Below are 14,228 nucleotides of genomic sequence, written 5' to 3' on the forward strand. Positions count from 1 at the left end.
TGCTCTAACGATAAGCATTCCATTATCGAAACCCTTGTCGATCATTTCTAAACGGTACCAGCCTACACGTATACGTTAAGCTTGTGCGTGCGGAAGCAACGTATCCGTGTCCGCCAAGTGACCAGAACGGCTCACTTTGGTCTGCAAATACTTTTCGTTAAAGGCTGAACGATCACCCCATAGCGGAACACGTCCACCTACGTTCAATCCCGCCTCTTGCAGTGCAGCAAGCTTACGAGGATTGTTCGTAATCAAAGTAACCGGTGTTGAACGAAGCGCACGCAATACAGCAATCGCATCATCATAATTACGTGCATCATCAGTGAATCCAAGTTGCAGGTTCGCATCGACCGTATCCAAGCCTTCTTCCTGCAACAGATAAGCCATAGCTTTGCTGAACAGACCAATACCGCGACCTTCATGGTTAGCAAGATAGAACAGTGCACCCGCACCGTGAGCAGCGATCATCTTCATGGATTGCTCCAGTTGGAAGCCGCAGTCACAACGTTTGCTGCCAAAAATGTCGCCTGTATGACAGATGCTATGCATCCGAATCAAAGCTTCTTGTGCTTCAGCGAAATCGCCGTATACCAACACGCTGGATTGTTGACGCTCTGCAAGCTCTGCCGTAGCAAGTGATTCAATCAGTTCGCCACTTTCCATCGCTCGATCAGACTTCAACCAGCTATACCACTGGAATGTGTGTGTCTCTCCATCCAGGTTGACCGGAAGCTTAATCGGTCCCACGAGGTATATGAAGTCTTTTCCACTCGGAAAAGTCTGAATTTTAGGGGCAAGTAGCTTTATAATATGTGAATTAATCATGTTTGTTCCTCCTGTTAAGCCATCTCATCGTACTCTACATAAGTTCAACTTAAAAATGTTAACACTAACCATTCCGATGACAGAATAACCTTCCGATCGCTGTTATCCCCAAATTTTATTGAATCACTCCTCCAAGGATTAAATTCGGGGATAAAGGCGAACACTTCGTTTCTTTAGGTTATTTCTGTCCTCTCCATTATCGTGTAAAACGTTTAATTGAACGTATATTCACTGGCAGCACTATCCGAGAATGTATCTTCATTCTCGTGTGAGTGTTTGAGCAAATATATAGGACAGTACGTATCTATATTTTTGTTATTATCATTAGTTACTTTATGTAAGTTAGTTTAGAATAAAAATTATCATGTGTCAAGTAACTTTTAAATTTAAAGTAACTGTTAAAATAAGTGCAATATACTTTTCGAATAACTTCTCATATCGTCACAAATTCTTGTTTCATTTGAGGAATAATGGGTATGAGTTTAGAAACTACTCATACACTTATGTTGTAGTCCAAAGTAACATCATGCCTTGAACATATCGATGAGGGGGTTATGCACATGATCCGCCGGAAAAGAACATACTGGGTAGCTGTCATCCTGGTCTGCGTCCTGCTGGTAAGCGGATGCTCCATCTGGTCGGAACCAAACGATTCAGCGAACAACAAAAAGGTAGCGCTTACATTATGGTATTGGAATCGTTCTATCGACGACAAGCTGATTGCCAAGGCCAAAGAGAAATTCCCTAATATTGAGCTGACTGCTCAGAAAATTGGCGGTGATTTCAAAGCCAAGCTAAAGACGACACTTGCCGCACGTTCAGGTGAGCCGGATATCGTAGCCCTAAACGATTGGATCATGGAGCTTTTCCCCAGTGAAGATCGCTTTTATAATTTGTATGACCTTGGAGCAGGTGAAATAGAGGATCAATATTTAGAGTGGAAATGGAAGCAAGGCGTCACGCCAAGTGGACAGATGATTGGATTCCCTATGGATACCGGGCCGACCGCACTATTTTATCGTGCTGATCTATTCAAGGAAGCCGGACTTCCCTCAGAACCGGAAGAGGTTGCTCGTCAAATGGATAGCTGGGACGCTTATGCAGCAGCAGGAGAGAAATTGAAGGAAGCACTCGGAGGCAAGGTTTTTCTGACCGATAATATTGGAAGCGTTTACAATCAAGTGTTGTCCCAAGGGACTGAGCGTTACTTCCGACCTGACGGCTCCTTTATTGGCATGGATTCCCCTCTGGTGCGCAAAAGCTGGGATACTGCGGTAGCCTTTAAGCAAAAAGGACTGCTCGCCAATGCAGATGGCTGGACGCCAACCTGGAATGCAGCGATGAATAATGGTGAGATTGCCTCATTTGTCGGTGCGGTGTGGATGAAACAGGTGTTGCAGGAGGCTGCTCCTGATACATCGGGTCAATGGCGTGTAACGCGAGCACCTGGCGGAGATGGGAATAACGGCGGCTCGTTTCTATCTATTCTGAAATCCAGTAAACATCCCCAAGAAGCATTCGAGCTTATTCGCTGGCTGCAAAGCCCTGAAAATCAATTGGAGCAATATCAAACGTTAAACTTATTCCCATCGGCACCGGGGTATTCGATCAACCAGCTATGAAGGAAGAGGAACCTTTCTTCGGCGGGCAAGCGACAGGACCTGTATTTGCTGCCTCAGCACAGCAGGTTCCGGATGCTTTCTTCGGAGAACGTTATCCATCGGTACACAATATCATTACTCGGCGGTTGAATGACATTGCGAAGCAAAATAGTGATCCACAGCAAGTGTGGACAGATACGGTACAGCGCGTTGAACGAGAACTTCAGCGATAGATCAGCTTGGTTCCCTTGATCATGTTGATCAAGGTTGAAGTAGGATCATCGTCTTACCAAAATCCGAAGTCATTGTGAATCGCAAAGGAGGAATTGATATGGCCGCAACCGAAACGACGCGAATGAATCCTGACCCTGGAACTGCACGCCCAGATCTGATTCAAGAAAAGTCACTCCTGTCACGCATCTGGCAGCATCGGGCACTTTATATCGCCATCTCTCCATTTTACCTACTATTTGCCGTCTTTGGTCTATTTCCGATTGGTTTCTCGCTATACCTAGCCTTCCATAAGTGGGATGGCATCGGAGTCATGACGTATAACGGGCTGAACAATTTTAAATATCTACTGACAGATGTAGAGTTCTGGCAAGCGGTGGGCAATACGTTCATGATCTGGATCTACTCGACGATCCCGATGCTCTTCTTTGCCTTAATCGTAGCCTTTCTGCTACATGCACCGTTTGTGAAGTTTAAAACCCTCTTCCGGGTAGGCTACTTCCTCCCCAACGTAACGTCTATTGTTGCTGTCGCTATCATCTTTGGCGCATTATTTGCCAACAACTACGGCTTCCTCAATTATTTGCTGCAATCGGTCGGACTCCCCGTGGTCGAGTGGCTAAATGCACCATGGGGCATTAAGGTCGCGATTTCTTCCATGGTTGTCTGGCGCTGGACGGGATACAATGCCGTCATCTACCTGGCTGGACTACAGAGCATTCCTCATACTTTATACGAAGCTGCCAAGATTGATGGAGCTTCTAGCATTCAATCCTTTTTCCGAATCACCATTCCGATGCTCCGACCTGTCATTCTGTTTACTGTGATCACCTCCACCATTGGGGGCATGCAGCTCTTTACGGAACCACAAATTCTCGTAGGTAACGATGGTGGTGCAGGCGCTGCCGGTATGACGATTGTCCTCTACCTCTACCGCGAATCGTTCATCAACAATTACTTTGGCTATGGTGCTGCTGTAGGTTGGGGAATGTTCCTTATTATCGCTCTATTCTCGATCGTGAACTGGAAGCTCGTTCAAGGCAAATCATCCTGATGTGACCATGACAAGGGGGTAGTGCTCATGACGTCCAGATCTCTCAAATCGGTAGTGTTGTATATCGGACTCATCGGGGGCATGATCATTTCCATGTTCCCGTTCTATTGGCTGATCGTGATGTCTACACGGACAACATCGGATATTTATACTTTCCCACCCAAGCTGTGGTTTGGGGGCGAGATGTGGAACAATATTACGCGTGTGTTGCAGCAGATTGACTTTTGGGGTGCTTTTCTCAATACGTTATTTGTAGCTGGCATGGTCACTATATTGGTACTATTTTTTGATTCTTTGGCAGGGTTTGCGTTTGCGAAGTTCGAATTTCCGGGCAAAAAGTGGCTTTTTGTGCTGCTTATCGCCACCATGATGGTGCCTTCTCAGCTATCCCTGGTTCCATCCTTCGTGCTCATGGCGACGTTTGGCTGGGTCGGCTCGTTCAAAGCACTCATTATACCCGGCATGGTGAATGCCTTCGGTATATTCTGGATCCGTCAGTATGCGACGGAGTCCATTCCGAACGACCTGCTGGATGCTGGTCGAATTGATGGCTGCAACTTCTTCCGCTTGTATTGGAATGTGGCTTTGCCCATTTTGCGGCCTGCCTTTGCTTTCCTTGGGGCATTCACCTTCATTGGGGTATGGAATGACTATCTGTGGCCCTTGATCGTACTGACAGACGAGCGAAAATACACACTGCAGATCGCCCTTTCGCAATTGAATGGTCTGTACAACACGGATTATTCCATGGTCATTGCAGGTACACTGCTCGCCGTTATCCCTTTGATCATTATGTTTCTGTTTATCAGCCGTCAGTTTATTTCCGATATTGCCGCAGGCGCGGTGAAGGACTAAGAATGAATACATTTTGATCCATCCTTCAACTCTGATATTCTTATCTGTAGATAAATACCGCAGAAAGAGGGATGACAAAATGGCTTCTTCACCCTATATGATCGGCGTAGATATCGGCACAACCTCTACCAAAGCGGTTCTGTTCGAGCAAAATGGAACCATTGTATCTCAAGGCAGTGCGGATTATCCGCTGCACACCCCGACACCTGCCATCGCAGAGCAGGATGCGGAGGATATTTTTCAAGCCGTCATCGCATCGGTTAAACAGGCTACCTCCAAAGCCAAGGTAAAGCCGGATGAGGTCCTGTTTGTATCGTTTAGTTCCGCCATGCACAGCATTCTGCCTGTGGATGCACACGGTAAACCATTGATGCGTGCCATGACGTGGGCGGATAATCGCAGCGCCGAATGGACGAAAGCGCTCCAGTCCGATATGAATGGTCATGACATTTATCTTCGAACAGGAACACCCATTCATCCAATGTCGCCTTTGACCAAAATCATGTGGCTCACTCGTGATCAACCGGAACTGTTCCAACAAACACACAAATTGATCTCCATGAAAGAATATGTTTTCTATAAATTGTTCTCCCAATATGTGATTGATCATTCCATGGCTTCAGCGACCGGGCTTATGAATCTGGAGAAGCTGGATTGGGATGAGGAAGCATTGCAGGTGGCGGGCATTACACCGAAACATCTATCAAAGCTTGTACCAACAACGCATGTCCTCCGTCAGGGACTGCATCCAGAATATGCTCAGGAGATGGGCATTGCGGTTACCACACCATTTGTCATTGGAGCTAGTGATGGGGTACTTTCCAATCTAGGTGTAAACGCGATTGATCCTGGTGTTGTAGCTGTAACCATCGGTACGAGCGGAGCGATCCGCACTGTCGTGGATCAACCGGTAACCGATCCGAAAGGTCGGTTCTTCTGTTACGCACTAACAGAGGATCAATGGGTGATTGGTGGTCCTGTGAACAATGGCGGCGTGATCTTCCGCTGGATTCGAGATGAGTTTGCCGCCTCTGAAGTTGAGACAGCGAAACGTCTGGGGATTGATCCGTATGAAGTGCTAACCCGTGTTGCGGAAAATGTACCTGCAGGTTCGGAGGGGTTACTATTCCATCCATATATGACGGGTGAACGTGCACCACTCTGGAATCCAAGCGCTAGAGGCTCCTTTTTCGGGCTGACGCTGCATCACAAGAAGGAACATATGATTCGCGCTGCACTAGAAGGAGTTCTCTTCAACCTATATACTGTCATGCTTGCAATTGAAGAGAAAATTGGTCGCCCCACCAAAATTCAAGCCACTGGCGGTTTCGCTCGTTCCGAGCTCTGGCGTCAGATGATGGCCGATATCTTCGATCAGGATGTGATCATTCCCGAGAGCATTGAGAGCTCTTGCCTTGGTGCCGCAGTGCTAGGACTGTATGCTCTTGGAGAGATTGATTCTCTCAGCGTTGTATCCGAGATGATCGGCTCGACACATCGGCATAAGCCAGATCAGGAGCATGTTCGGGTGTATCGTGAGCTGCTGCCGATCTTCATCCGCATATCCCGTAAGTTCGAGGAAGAATATGCGGACATTGCTGCTTTTCAGAATAGAACGATGCATCAGTAAGAACATTCGTTCAAGGACTGAAACCAACGATTGAACAGCTGAACAACATAAATAACAGGCTTCCTGCTGATGAACAGTGGAGCCTGTTTGTTGTTGTGTTTGTTACGCAGATGGTGTCTTCGTTACACGTTTAGTCTCGCGATTCCTATTTCCTGTCTTCCCTTGGTTTCGTCGGCATCTTATGAACAAAGAATAATAAGGATAACCAAAATAACAAATTAGATATTTTCACGAATAGAGCAATGCCATCGCCCAACGCCTTGAGATCAAATACGATATGAAGTATAGCTATCAAGCCTGTAATAACAAGTGTGACCAGCGCAATAAGATACATAGCCAACCTCACTCTCTTATTCACGTCATCGCCTTGCGTACGTCTTGCGGATAGTAATTCTAATCATCATTTTAATGGAGCTTTGGGATTCATGCTTCAGTCTTTTATTGTTTTTTCTTCCTAAAAACTAAAACGTAAATAAGAATAATCGCGATGATAACAGATACGTCATAGATCACATTCAACACATCATAAGAAGTTCGCGATAGAAAAAAACTACCTGCCCCCATCGCCAAAATGACTAATCCCCATTTCATATTCTTCTCCAATTCAGACCTCCGCTGTATATATTTGGTCTATATTATATCATACAACGATGTCGAATCTCTTATACAGCAGATATGATTACCTCATTACTCCCTATTAGCATTCTCCACTTCTCAGCTCAGCTAAGAAAAGCATACAAAAAACTGCCTTTGCAGGCAGTCTTCTTAGGATTAATTCAGCTAAGTTTCATAATCAATAAGGATCGTTCCGTTAATCATACTTTTTGCATCAAAAGCAAATTCGGAGAACAGCTTCTAAGCGACGCCTAGCCGTCCGAGAATACTTAACCCAAATTACTGATTATATTTACTGAAGGCATCCTTATCGTTCTGCACGTTCTCCAGATATACAATCTGTCCTGCGTCGTTCAACCGGGCAATATCAATCCCTGTTTTGGCATATACGGTACCATCTGCAGACTGCCCGCATACCGCCCAATTCGTCTGATAGCTGCCATCCGGTTGAAGCTCCCATTTCTCCCACATATGTTTGACATCACTGTTGTACTCATAGAACGCCTTCATGAATCCTTCGAATCCTTTTCTGCTCGTTCCGTTTAATACAATCTCTGCATCAGGTGTAAATAGGGACAATAGATCTTGCATTGCACGCTCATCTGCTCGGGAAGCATCGAATAAGCGGAAATAGTTGTTTAATAATGTGGTCATTGTAATCCTCCTAATAGGCTAACTTTATATTTTAGTTCGATTTTTTTCGAAATGAACAAAAAGAAATGTAACACACTTTACAACCTATAACAATACTTAGTTCGAAATTTTTCAAACATTGAAAGAAGACGCTGATTATGCTAACGTCATAGATATGAGAACTCCAACTATTCCTATGGCTTCGGAAATGAAGCTGACTACAGTGTGTAACGCGCTCGGTGACCCCATTCGTATGAAAATTGCACATTGCTTAGCCAGCTCTGGTGAGAAGAACTGTTCCGCCTTCGAAGTAGATCGTATATCGAAATCCACGTTGTCCCATCACATCAAAATTTTGCGTGAAGCTGGCGTGATTAAGCCACGCATTGAAGGCAAGCAACACTTCTATTCCCTACGAAAGGACGATTTGAACACACAGTTTCCTGGTCTTGTAAACATGATTCTGAATACAGCAGAAGAATAAGGGATCTAACCGCTCTAAACTAAACAACTTAACCTATTTATCAAAAAACCTAGATTGAATTACAACTACAATAAGTGCGTGTTCAAAAAGGACGGTTTTCAGTACCGAGAAGATGGGATGAAGCTAGAAATGGAGTAGTGGAGCGTAGGTAAACCTACGTGAGCAACTACATTGTTTCCGAAGGAAACAAACTTCGTAAGCATCCCACTTATTTCGGCTGAATTCCATATTTGATGCTGAGATGCCGTCAGGCATTCTTCGTAATCAAAAGCGGACTTTTTGAATTACATCTACAATAAGGAGGCATCCTGTATGGACAAGAAAGCAGCTAAGATACTGATGAGTACGTTCTGGGGCGGCGGAGGCTGGAAATCCGTGTCCACTCCCTTCTCAGGGGAAGACTTTGAATATGCCAAGAGCCAAGGCGTTATGTTCGACCCGCTGACGATTACGCATGACGAAATCGTGCAACGATTGTATGAGATTCATCAAGACGATACACTCCAAGAGCGAGTGGTCACTGCATTTCTACATAGTTTGTCCACCAAAAAAGTACATTTACGCAGCGCCCTCTCCAGTTGGGCTTTAACATCACAGCTTCCTCTGCACACCTATCTAGAGCGGCGTGCCGTACACGCCAATACTAGTTCTTGTGGAGACTGTAATTTCCTCAGACTTCAATCGAGTCAAGAATATGTGAACGTAGATTTGAATGTACTCAATTTTGAACGGATCAAATGGGGTGGTGTTCGCCACGGCTGGCTTCTCTACTGTCTGATGGATCTAGAGCTTTTATATAAGGACACTGATGCCGTCTCCGAGGTTACCCCTGAAGATCAAGCCATCCTGGTTAGCCTTCTGGAAGCTGCACAGACTGGCGATCCGAAAGATAGTGCTCGTTCACTTGAGAAGCTGTGGAAAGGTCTCTTTCCTTCCAGCAAACAAGAACGGGATGCACTACTTGAGATTTGGGCCGCAGCTGGTCTGCTCGTTCCAACAGATAAGCCGAGAAGAGGCAAAGGCGGCTCTGGTGACTTTATATTTGTCGCAACCTGGCAAGGGGATGATGGCTACAATACAGATGCTGCCCATCGTTACTTTGCTCCGTATCTGCCTCAGAATCTCTAGGACGCGTCTCAAAAACAGACATGTAACACCAGTTTTAATCTAGTCTGGTTACAATAATGACATCGACAGATTTCCTGCTAAGCTCGTATAATAAGAGGAAATGTGAAGATAGGAGTGAACGAAGAGAAGTTATGATATATCTTGTGGCATTTATGTTGTCTTTTGCTGTCGTGCTGGTGCTCATTCCGCCGCTCAGTCGTTTGGCTCATCGCCTGGACTTTGTAGACAAGCCACGTGAAGACGTGGAGAGAAAATTACATAGACAGCCTATTCCATTAACAGCTAGTTACGCGATATTCGTCGGATTTTTCCTTACATATATTATGTTTACCAAAGAACTCTCGTGGGAAACGGCGGCTCTCGTGGCCGGCGGTATACTTCTCTTAACGATTGGTACCATTGATGATTGGTACAAAACCAAAGGTAAAGACTTTCCTGCGCTACCTAAGATGATTATTCAGATCTCCGCAGCTGTGCTTGTGTTCCTTTCGGGAATCGCCTTTACTGGGTTCGTTAACCCACTGAATTCCGAGTACATCATGCTCCCAATCTGGCTTCAGTTCATACTGACGATTCTGTGGATCTTCGGTGTAACTACAGTTATTAATTTCTCGGATGGTATGGATGGACTTGCGGGGGGATTATCGGCAATCTCGGCAGTGACATTGTTCATCGTTGCAGTCGTCAAAGGGCAGAGTGATTCTGCGCTCATGTCTATTATTCTAGTGGGTGTAACCTTGGCTTATCTCAAGTACAACAAACCACCAGCAAAAGTGTTTATGGGGGATGCGGGCGCTACATTCCTTGGTTTTATTCTCGCTGTTATCGCTCTGGATGGAGCATTTAAGCAAGCCACTACGCTATCGCTCTTTATCCCAATTCTAGCACTTGGCGTGCCGATCTTTGACAATATTTTTGTTGTCATCAAACGATTCATCCAAGGCAAAGCAATCTATCAAGCAGATGCAAGTCAGGCGCATTATCGGCTGCTCCGTGCAGGCTTAAATCACAAACAGGTGGTAGCCGTACTGTATCTCGTTAGTACATGCCTCTGTCTATCGTCTATTATTCTTTTGCTTGTAGAGGCCTAGAGTATACAACATTCAACGAACCTCAGTAACGCTATTCCGTCATAAAACGGTGTCAAAAAGTCCAAAATGCACTGAATTAACGATCTAACGACTCTATGATTCGTTAGATCTCTGATTCGGGAAAAGGATAGCGAATAGCGTGTGTCAGATTCATTACTTCCAAAATAACACTAAAAGGGCTATCTCCGTCTGATATGCTCCCCATATAGTAAACAGGTGAAATAATGAAAACCTGTTCCTATATTAGGGTGCATTTCATTACGGGATAGCCCCTTCTAATCTACTATTCACCGAACCAGTGAACCATCGTGCCATCCCCACAAGATTGCCTCCAGCAATCTTATCTGGAAGCTACAGGCGGTAATGGACTCTCTCGTTTCTGTCGATCTGCCCATCCAGGTCGATCAAGCTCAACGAGCCGTCGATAGCGCTCTTCCTTTGCCAGCAGTTGTTCGTGAGAACCCTGCATGACGATCTTTCCCTTTTCCATAAAAATAAGTTCATCCATCTGCTCTGCACCCATCAGATTATGGGTCACCCAGATCATCGTTTTGCCCTGCATGCTGTCCAGAATTGTACGCATCAGTGCACGTTCCGTCATCGGATCAAGCCCTACGGTCGGTTCATCAAAAATCACGATAGGTGTCTCACGGAGCAGAACCCGTGCGAGCGCAATCCGTTGCCGCTCCCCACCAGAGAAACGTAAACCGGTCTCCAGCATCGGCGTATTATACGCCTGTGGCAAAGACTCAATCAGCTCAGCCAGACCTACTTGTGCGGCCACTTGCCGAATCTCATCATTCGTAGCATCCGGACGCCCAATTCGGAGATTATTCGCCACTGTAGTATCAAATAGATGTGGACTTTGGTTCAATACCGCAATGGCATCCGTCATCTCTTCATGTAGCGTTGGCACATCTAAACCATTAATGAGTACTTGCCCACTCGTTGGTACAATTGCACCTTGGATTAGTTTCAGGAGTGTGGATTTCCCCCCACCGCTGCGTCCTAGGATGGCCAATCGTTTCCCCTGGGGAAGATCGAGAGATACTTCTTGAACAGCATCGGCATCACTGGAAGGATAACGGTAACTGACACGGTTAATCTCGATGTCTGCTCTCAGCTTAGGAGATATGCGCAAGCGAATACGTCGATTCGTCTCATTCTCATTCACAATCTCCTGCTCGTGGTCATCTCTCTTCCTTTTCGGAAGGGCATGCTCCTCATGATCTTCAAGCCGATGCAGACGGTTCAGCGATTCACGATATTGCGGAATATGCTCCACAGCATCTGCCACAGGAAGTAGAGCTTCCGTGAGTGGAAATAACACCAAGACAAAGGCCGCAATCATGACTGCAGGCAGCTGCATCGCTGCTACCTCGCCGCCTGCCCATACCGTGACAGATACAACCATAAGCCCAATGACAAGTTGTGCGACGAGATCACGCCATCTTCTCCACTGTCGCAACCTGCGACGAATGGCGTCTGCCTGCCCCTCTGCTTCATCGTGTTGTTGCACAAATTCCACAGCACGACCACTCGCCATCCAATCTCCTAGACCAAGAACGCCATCCGTAAGGCGAGTGTATAACTTACTATTTTCCCGTTTCAGCCTCACGTTTAACTTCCAAGTGACTTTCAGCGATATTACAGGCCATACACCGATCAGGAACAACATATACAGCCCCATCCAGCACGCAAATCCAACATCAACCGTGCCAAAAGTAATCACTGAAGCAGCGTAGATCACAAGCGACGTAATTGCCGGAAAGACGGTTCGTAGATAGATATCCTGAAGACGCTCCACATCCTCTGCAAGTGCCCCGAGTACATCCCCTGTCTGCATGCGGGAACGAAGAAATAGCGCCTGCGGCTCAAAAATTCGATACAGCTTCACACGTTGATCCGCAAGCACGCGCAGTACTGCATCATGCCCAGCCAATCGCTCGACGTACCGGAACACCGCTCGGAAAATCCCGAAGGCACGTACGCCTACAATAGGTACATAAACCATCAGAATATTCTCAGGACGGAGAGCCGATGCAGAGATGAGGTATCCAGAAGTGAAGAGCAGCAATACAGCACATAGCATCGCGGTTGTGCCCAGTGCAATGACCCCTGCAAATCTCCAGCGATACTGCTTCACATAAGGCGTGATCCAATCCCATTTTCTCTCTGGGTGGTGGTCACGTTCTGTCTCTATTGATTGATATCCAGCTCGCATCCTTACACCGCCTCCATCTGAGCCTGAATCATCTGATAATACACGCCTTGACGTGCCATCAATTGTGCATGTGTGCCGGTCTCCGCCACAGTTCCAGCTTCCATGACGATAATCCAATCCATATGTGGCATCCAGTGTAAACGATGGGTAGCGAGGAAGACCAGCTTGTCTTCAAATAGCGGCAACATCGTCTGCTTCAGCTCATATTCTGTCTCGACATCCAGGTGTGCTGTCGGTTCATCCAATAGCAACATGGGTCTCGCACCTAACAAAGCTCTTGCCAGAGCCACACGCTGCTCCTGTCCACCGCTGAGCTGTCGACCGCCAGAACCAATCATTTCATCCATTCCATGTGGCAATGACGACACCAGCGAACTCAATCCCGCTGCACCAATCGCTTCAGCCAGCTCTACGTTTGATGACTCAGGTCTATAGAGACGAATGTTATCTGCTAAACTACCGCTAAAAATATAGGGATGCTGTGGAATGACCGCAGTCTGACTTCTCCACAATTTCACCATCTCCGGCGATATGGGTTTCCCATTAACGACCATGCGACCGGAGGTAGGCAACTGAAAACCAGCCAATACATCAATCAGGGTTGACTTGCCCGCTCCACTGGCTCCGATAATGCCAACTTTGCTCCTGCCCGTAACCTGAAACGTTACGTCTGTAAGCGATGGCGGAGCCCCCTCTTCATGTTGCACCTGTAAATCTGTGAGCGCCAACCGACTGCTCATGCTCCATAGCCCATTGTGTATTGGAAGCTCGCCCTCTTGAGTCGATTGCTTCTGTTGATCTGCCAACCGCTGAGCATCTGTAAGATGAATCTTCACTGTTGCTGACGGCTTGTTTTCCCTCTCGGTATGCAGGATCATCTGATCATAAGCTTGCTTCTGCTCACGTTCTGCTTCCTTGCCTCGTTCAATCATCCGCTGAATCGCTTCTCCTGCTTCCTTGCCATCCAATGTTGCATGGTAATCCGCACCAACCATCCGTACCGGCAAGAAATATTCTGGCGCCAGAATAAGGACCGTTAACGCAGGACCAAGCAGCATATGTCCTTCCGTTAACCGTAGCCCTAGACCAACCGCCACCGAAGCCACCGATAACATTGTGAAGAAATCGAGGGCAAACGACGAAAGAAACGCCATTCGTAGCGTAGACATTGTAGCTTTGCGGTAACGCTGACTAACCAGAATAATCGTCTGTGCATGCCGCTCGCTCTGTCCCAATGTTTTTAGTGTTTCTAACCCACGCAGGGTATCGACAAAGTGATTGGCTAGTGCTTTGTATGATTTGAACTGACCATCTATTTTGCGTTGCGCAGCCAGACCAACCAGGATGAGGAACGTGATCAGAATAGGAAGAGTCAGCATGAGGATCACACCAGACATCATATCCAGTTTGAACACGTATAACAGCAGCACAATCGGTATAAATCCCATCCCTAACATTCGGGGAATGAACAGTTCCAAATACGTTTTATATTGAGCTGTTCCCTCTCGTGCCAAAGTCACCAAATGCCCTGTGCCTTCCGTCTTGGCAAAGCGTGGGCCTAACCGAAACCATTGCTCCACCAACTGTCTTCGTAGATCGGTTCCCGTTCGCTCAGCATATTGTGAGGTCACAAGCTGCAACCAATAAGATATAGCATAGCGGGCGGCAAAAGCAGCCAGGAACAGCAGCAGTACCGGGTACTGCTCTGTTACGGATGAACCTTCAAACAAAGCCGTGATGGCCTGTGCCAGCCATTTGGCCTGCATAATGATCGTCATCGCCTGCAGCAGCACCAGCGCTGAAGCCAGCGCCAGTACAGGCCGGATGCCCGGCAGCTTTATCAGCCCGCGCCCCATA

At 46.7% G+C, this 14,228-nt stretch carries 12 protein-coding genes; 8 read left to right on the forward strand and 4 right to left on the reverse strand.

Going from position 1 to position 14,228, the window contains the following annotated elements:
- Positions 1–75 precede the first annotated feature (75 nt).
- Positions 76–825: a GTP cyclohydrolase II gene (locus DMB88_RS28265; protein ID WP_128103959.1), complete on the reverse strand. Its 750-nt coding sequence runs from the start codon at positions 823–825 to the stop codon at positions 76–78.
- 560 nt (positions 826–1,385) lie between these two features.
- Between DMB88_RS28265 and DMB88_RS28270 the strand changes: the two genes are divergently transcribed.
- The 5 genes from DMB88_RS28270 to gntK all read left to right on the forward strand — a co-directional run bounded on the left by DMB88_RS28270 (position 1,386) and on the right by gntK (position 6,196).
- Positions 1,386–2,447: an ABC transporter substrate-binding protein gene (locus tag DMB88_RS28270; protein WP_254438373.1), complete on the forward strand. Its 1,062-nt coding sequence runs from the start codon at positions 1,386–1,388 to the stop codon at positions 2,445–2,447.
- Complete coding sequence (locus tag DMB88_RS31635; protein ID WP_254438374.1) at positions 2,444–2,659, forward strand: hypothetical protein; 216 nt, start codon at positions 2,444–2,446, stop codon at positions 2,657–2,659. The genes DMB88_RS28270 and DMB88_RS31635 overlap by 4 nt, the downstream gene beginning before the upstream one ends.
- A gap of 122 nt (positions 2,660–2,781) precedes the next feature.
- A complete protein-coding gene (locus DMB88_RS28275) occupies positions 2,782–3,711 on the forward strand; it encodes a carbohydrate ABC transporter permease (RefSeq protein WP_128104643.1) in 930 nt (309 codons plus the stop codon).
- A 27-nt stretch (positions 3,712–3,738) separates the two neighbouring features.
- The gene (locus DMB88_RS28280) at positions 3,739–4,566 is read left to right on the forward strand and encodes a carbohydrate ABC transporter permease (RefSeq protein WP_128103960.1); all 828 of its coding nucleotides are present in this window, start codon (positions 3,739–3,741) and stop codon (positions 4,564–4,566) included.
- Positions 4,567–4,645: 79 nt separating this feature from the next.
- Entirely contained in the window at positions 4,646–6,196 is a 1,551-nt protein-coding gene (gntK, locus tag DMB88_RS28285; protein WP_128103961.1) for a gluconokinase, read from the forward strand.
- A gap of 894 nt (positions 6,197–7,090) precedes the next feature.
- Here the strand turns inward: gntK and DMB88_RS28290 are convergent.
- Complete coding sequence (locus tag DMB88_RS28290; RefSeq protein ID WP_056701823.1) at positions 7,091–7,465, reverse strand: nuclear transport factor 2 family protein; 375 nt, start codon at positions 7,463–7,465, stop codon at positions 7,091–7,093.
- A 154-nt stretch (positions 7,466–7,619) separates the two neighbouring features.
- On the opposite strand from DMB88_RS28290, the gene DMB88_RS28295 reads away from it, so the two are divergent.
- From DMB88_RS28295 to DMB88_RS28305, 3 genes are all read left to right on the forward strand, one after another.
- Entirely contained in the window at positions 7,620–7,928 is a 309-nt protein-coding gene (locus tag DMB88_RS28295) for an ArsR/SmtB family transcription factor (protein ID WP_128103962.1), read from the forward strand.
- Positions 7,929–8,240: 312 nt separating this feature from the next.
- Complete coding sequence (locus DMB88_RS28300; protein ID WP_128103963.1) at positions 8,241–9,056, forward strand: hypothetical protein; 816 nt, start codon at positions 8,241–8,243, stop codon at positions 9,054–9,056.
- Positions 9,057–9,187: 131 nt separating this feature from the next.
- Positions 9,188–10,147, forward strand: coding sequence for an MraY family glycosyltransferase (locus DMB88_RS28305; protein ID WP_128103964.1), 960 nt, complete (start codon positions 9,188–9,190; stop codon positions 10,145–10,147).
- 340 nt (positions 10,148–10,487) lie between these two features.
- On the opposite strand, the gene cydC is transcribed toward DMB88_RS28305, so the two are convergent.
- Both cydC and cydD read right to left on the reverse strand, forming a co-directional pair.
- A complete protein-coding gene (gene cydC, locus DMB88_RS28310) occupies positions 10,488–12,371 on the reverse strand; it encodes a thiol reductant ABC exporter subunit CydC (RefSeq protein ID WP_128103965.1) in 1,884 nt (627 codons plus the stop codon).
- 2 nt (positions 12,372–12,373) lie between these two features.
- Positions 12,374–14,227 (reverse strand): thiol reductant ABC exporter subunit CydD, encoded by a 1,854-nt coding sequence (gene cydD / locus DMB88_RS28315; RefSeq protein WP_128103966.1) that lies wholly within the window; start codon positions 14,225–14,227, stop codon positions 12,374–12,376.
- Position 14,228 lies beyond the last annotated feature (1 nt).

This window comes from Paenibacillus sp. DCT19 (assembly GCF_003268635.1).
Classification (GTDB): Bacteria; Bacillota; Bacilli; order Paenibacillales; family Paenibacillaceae; genus Paenibacillus.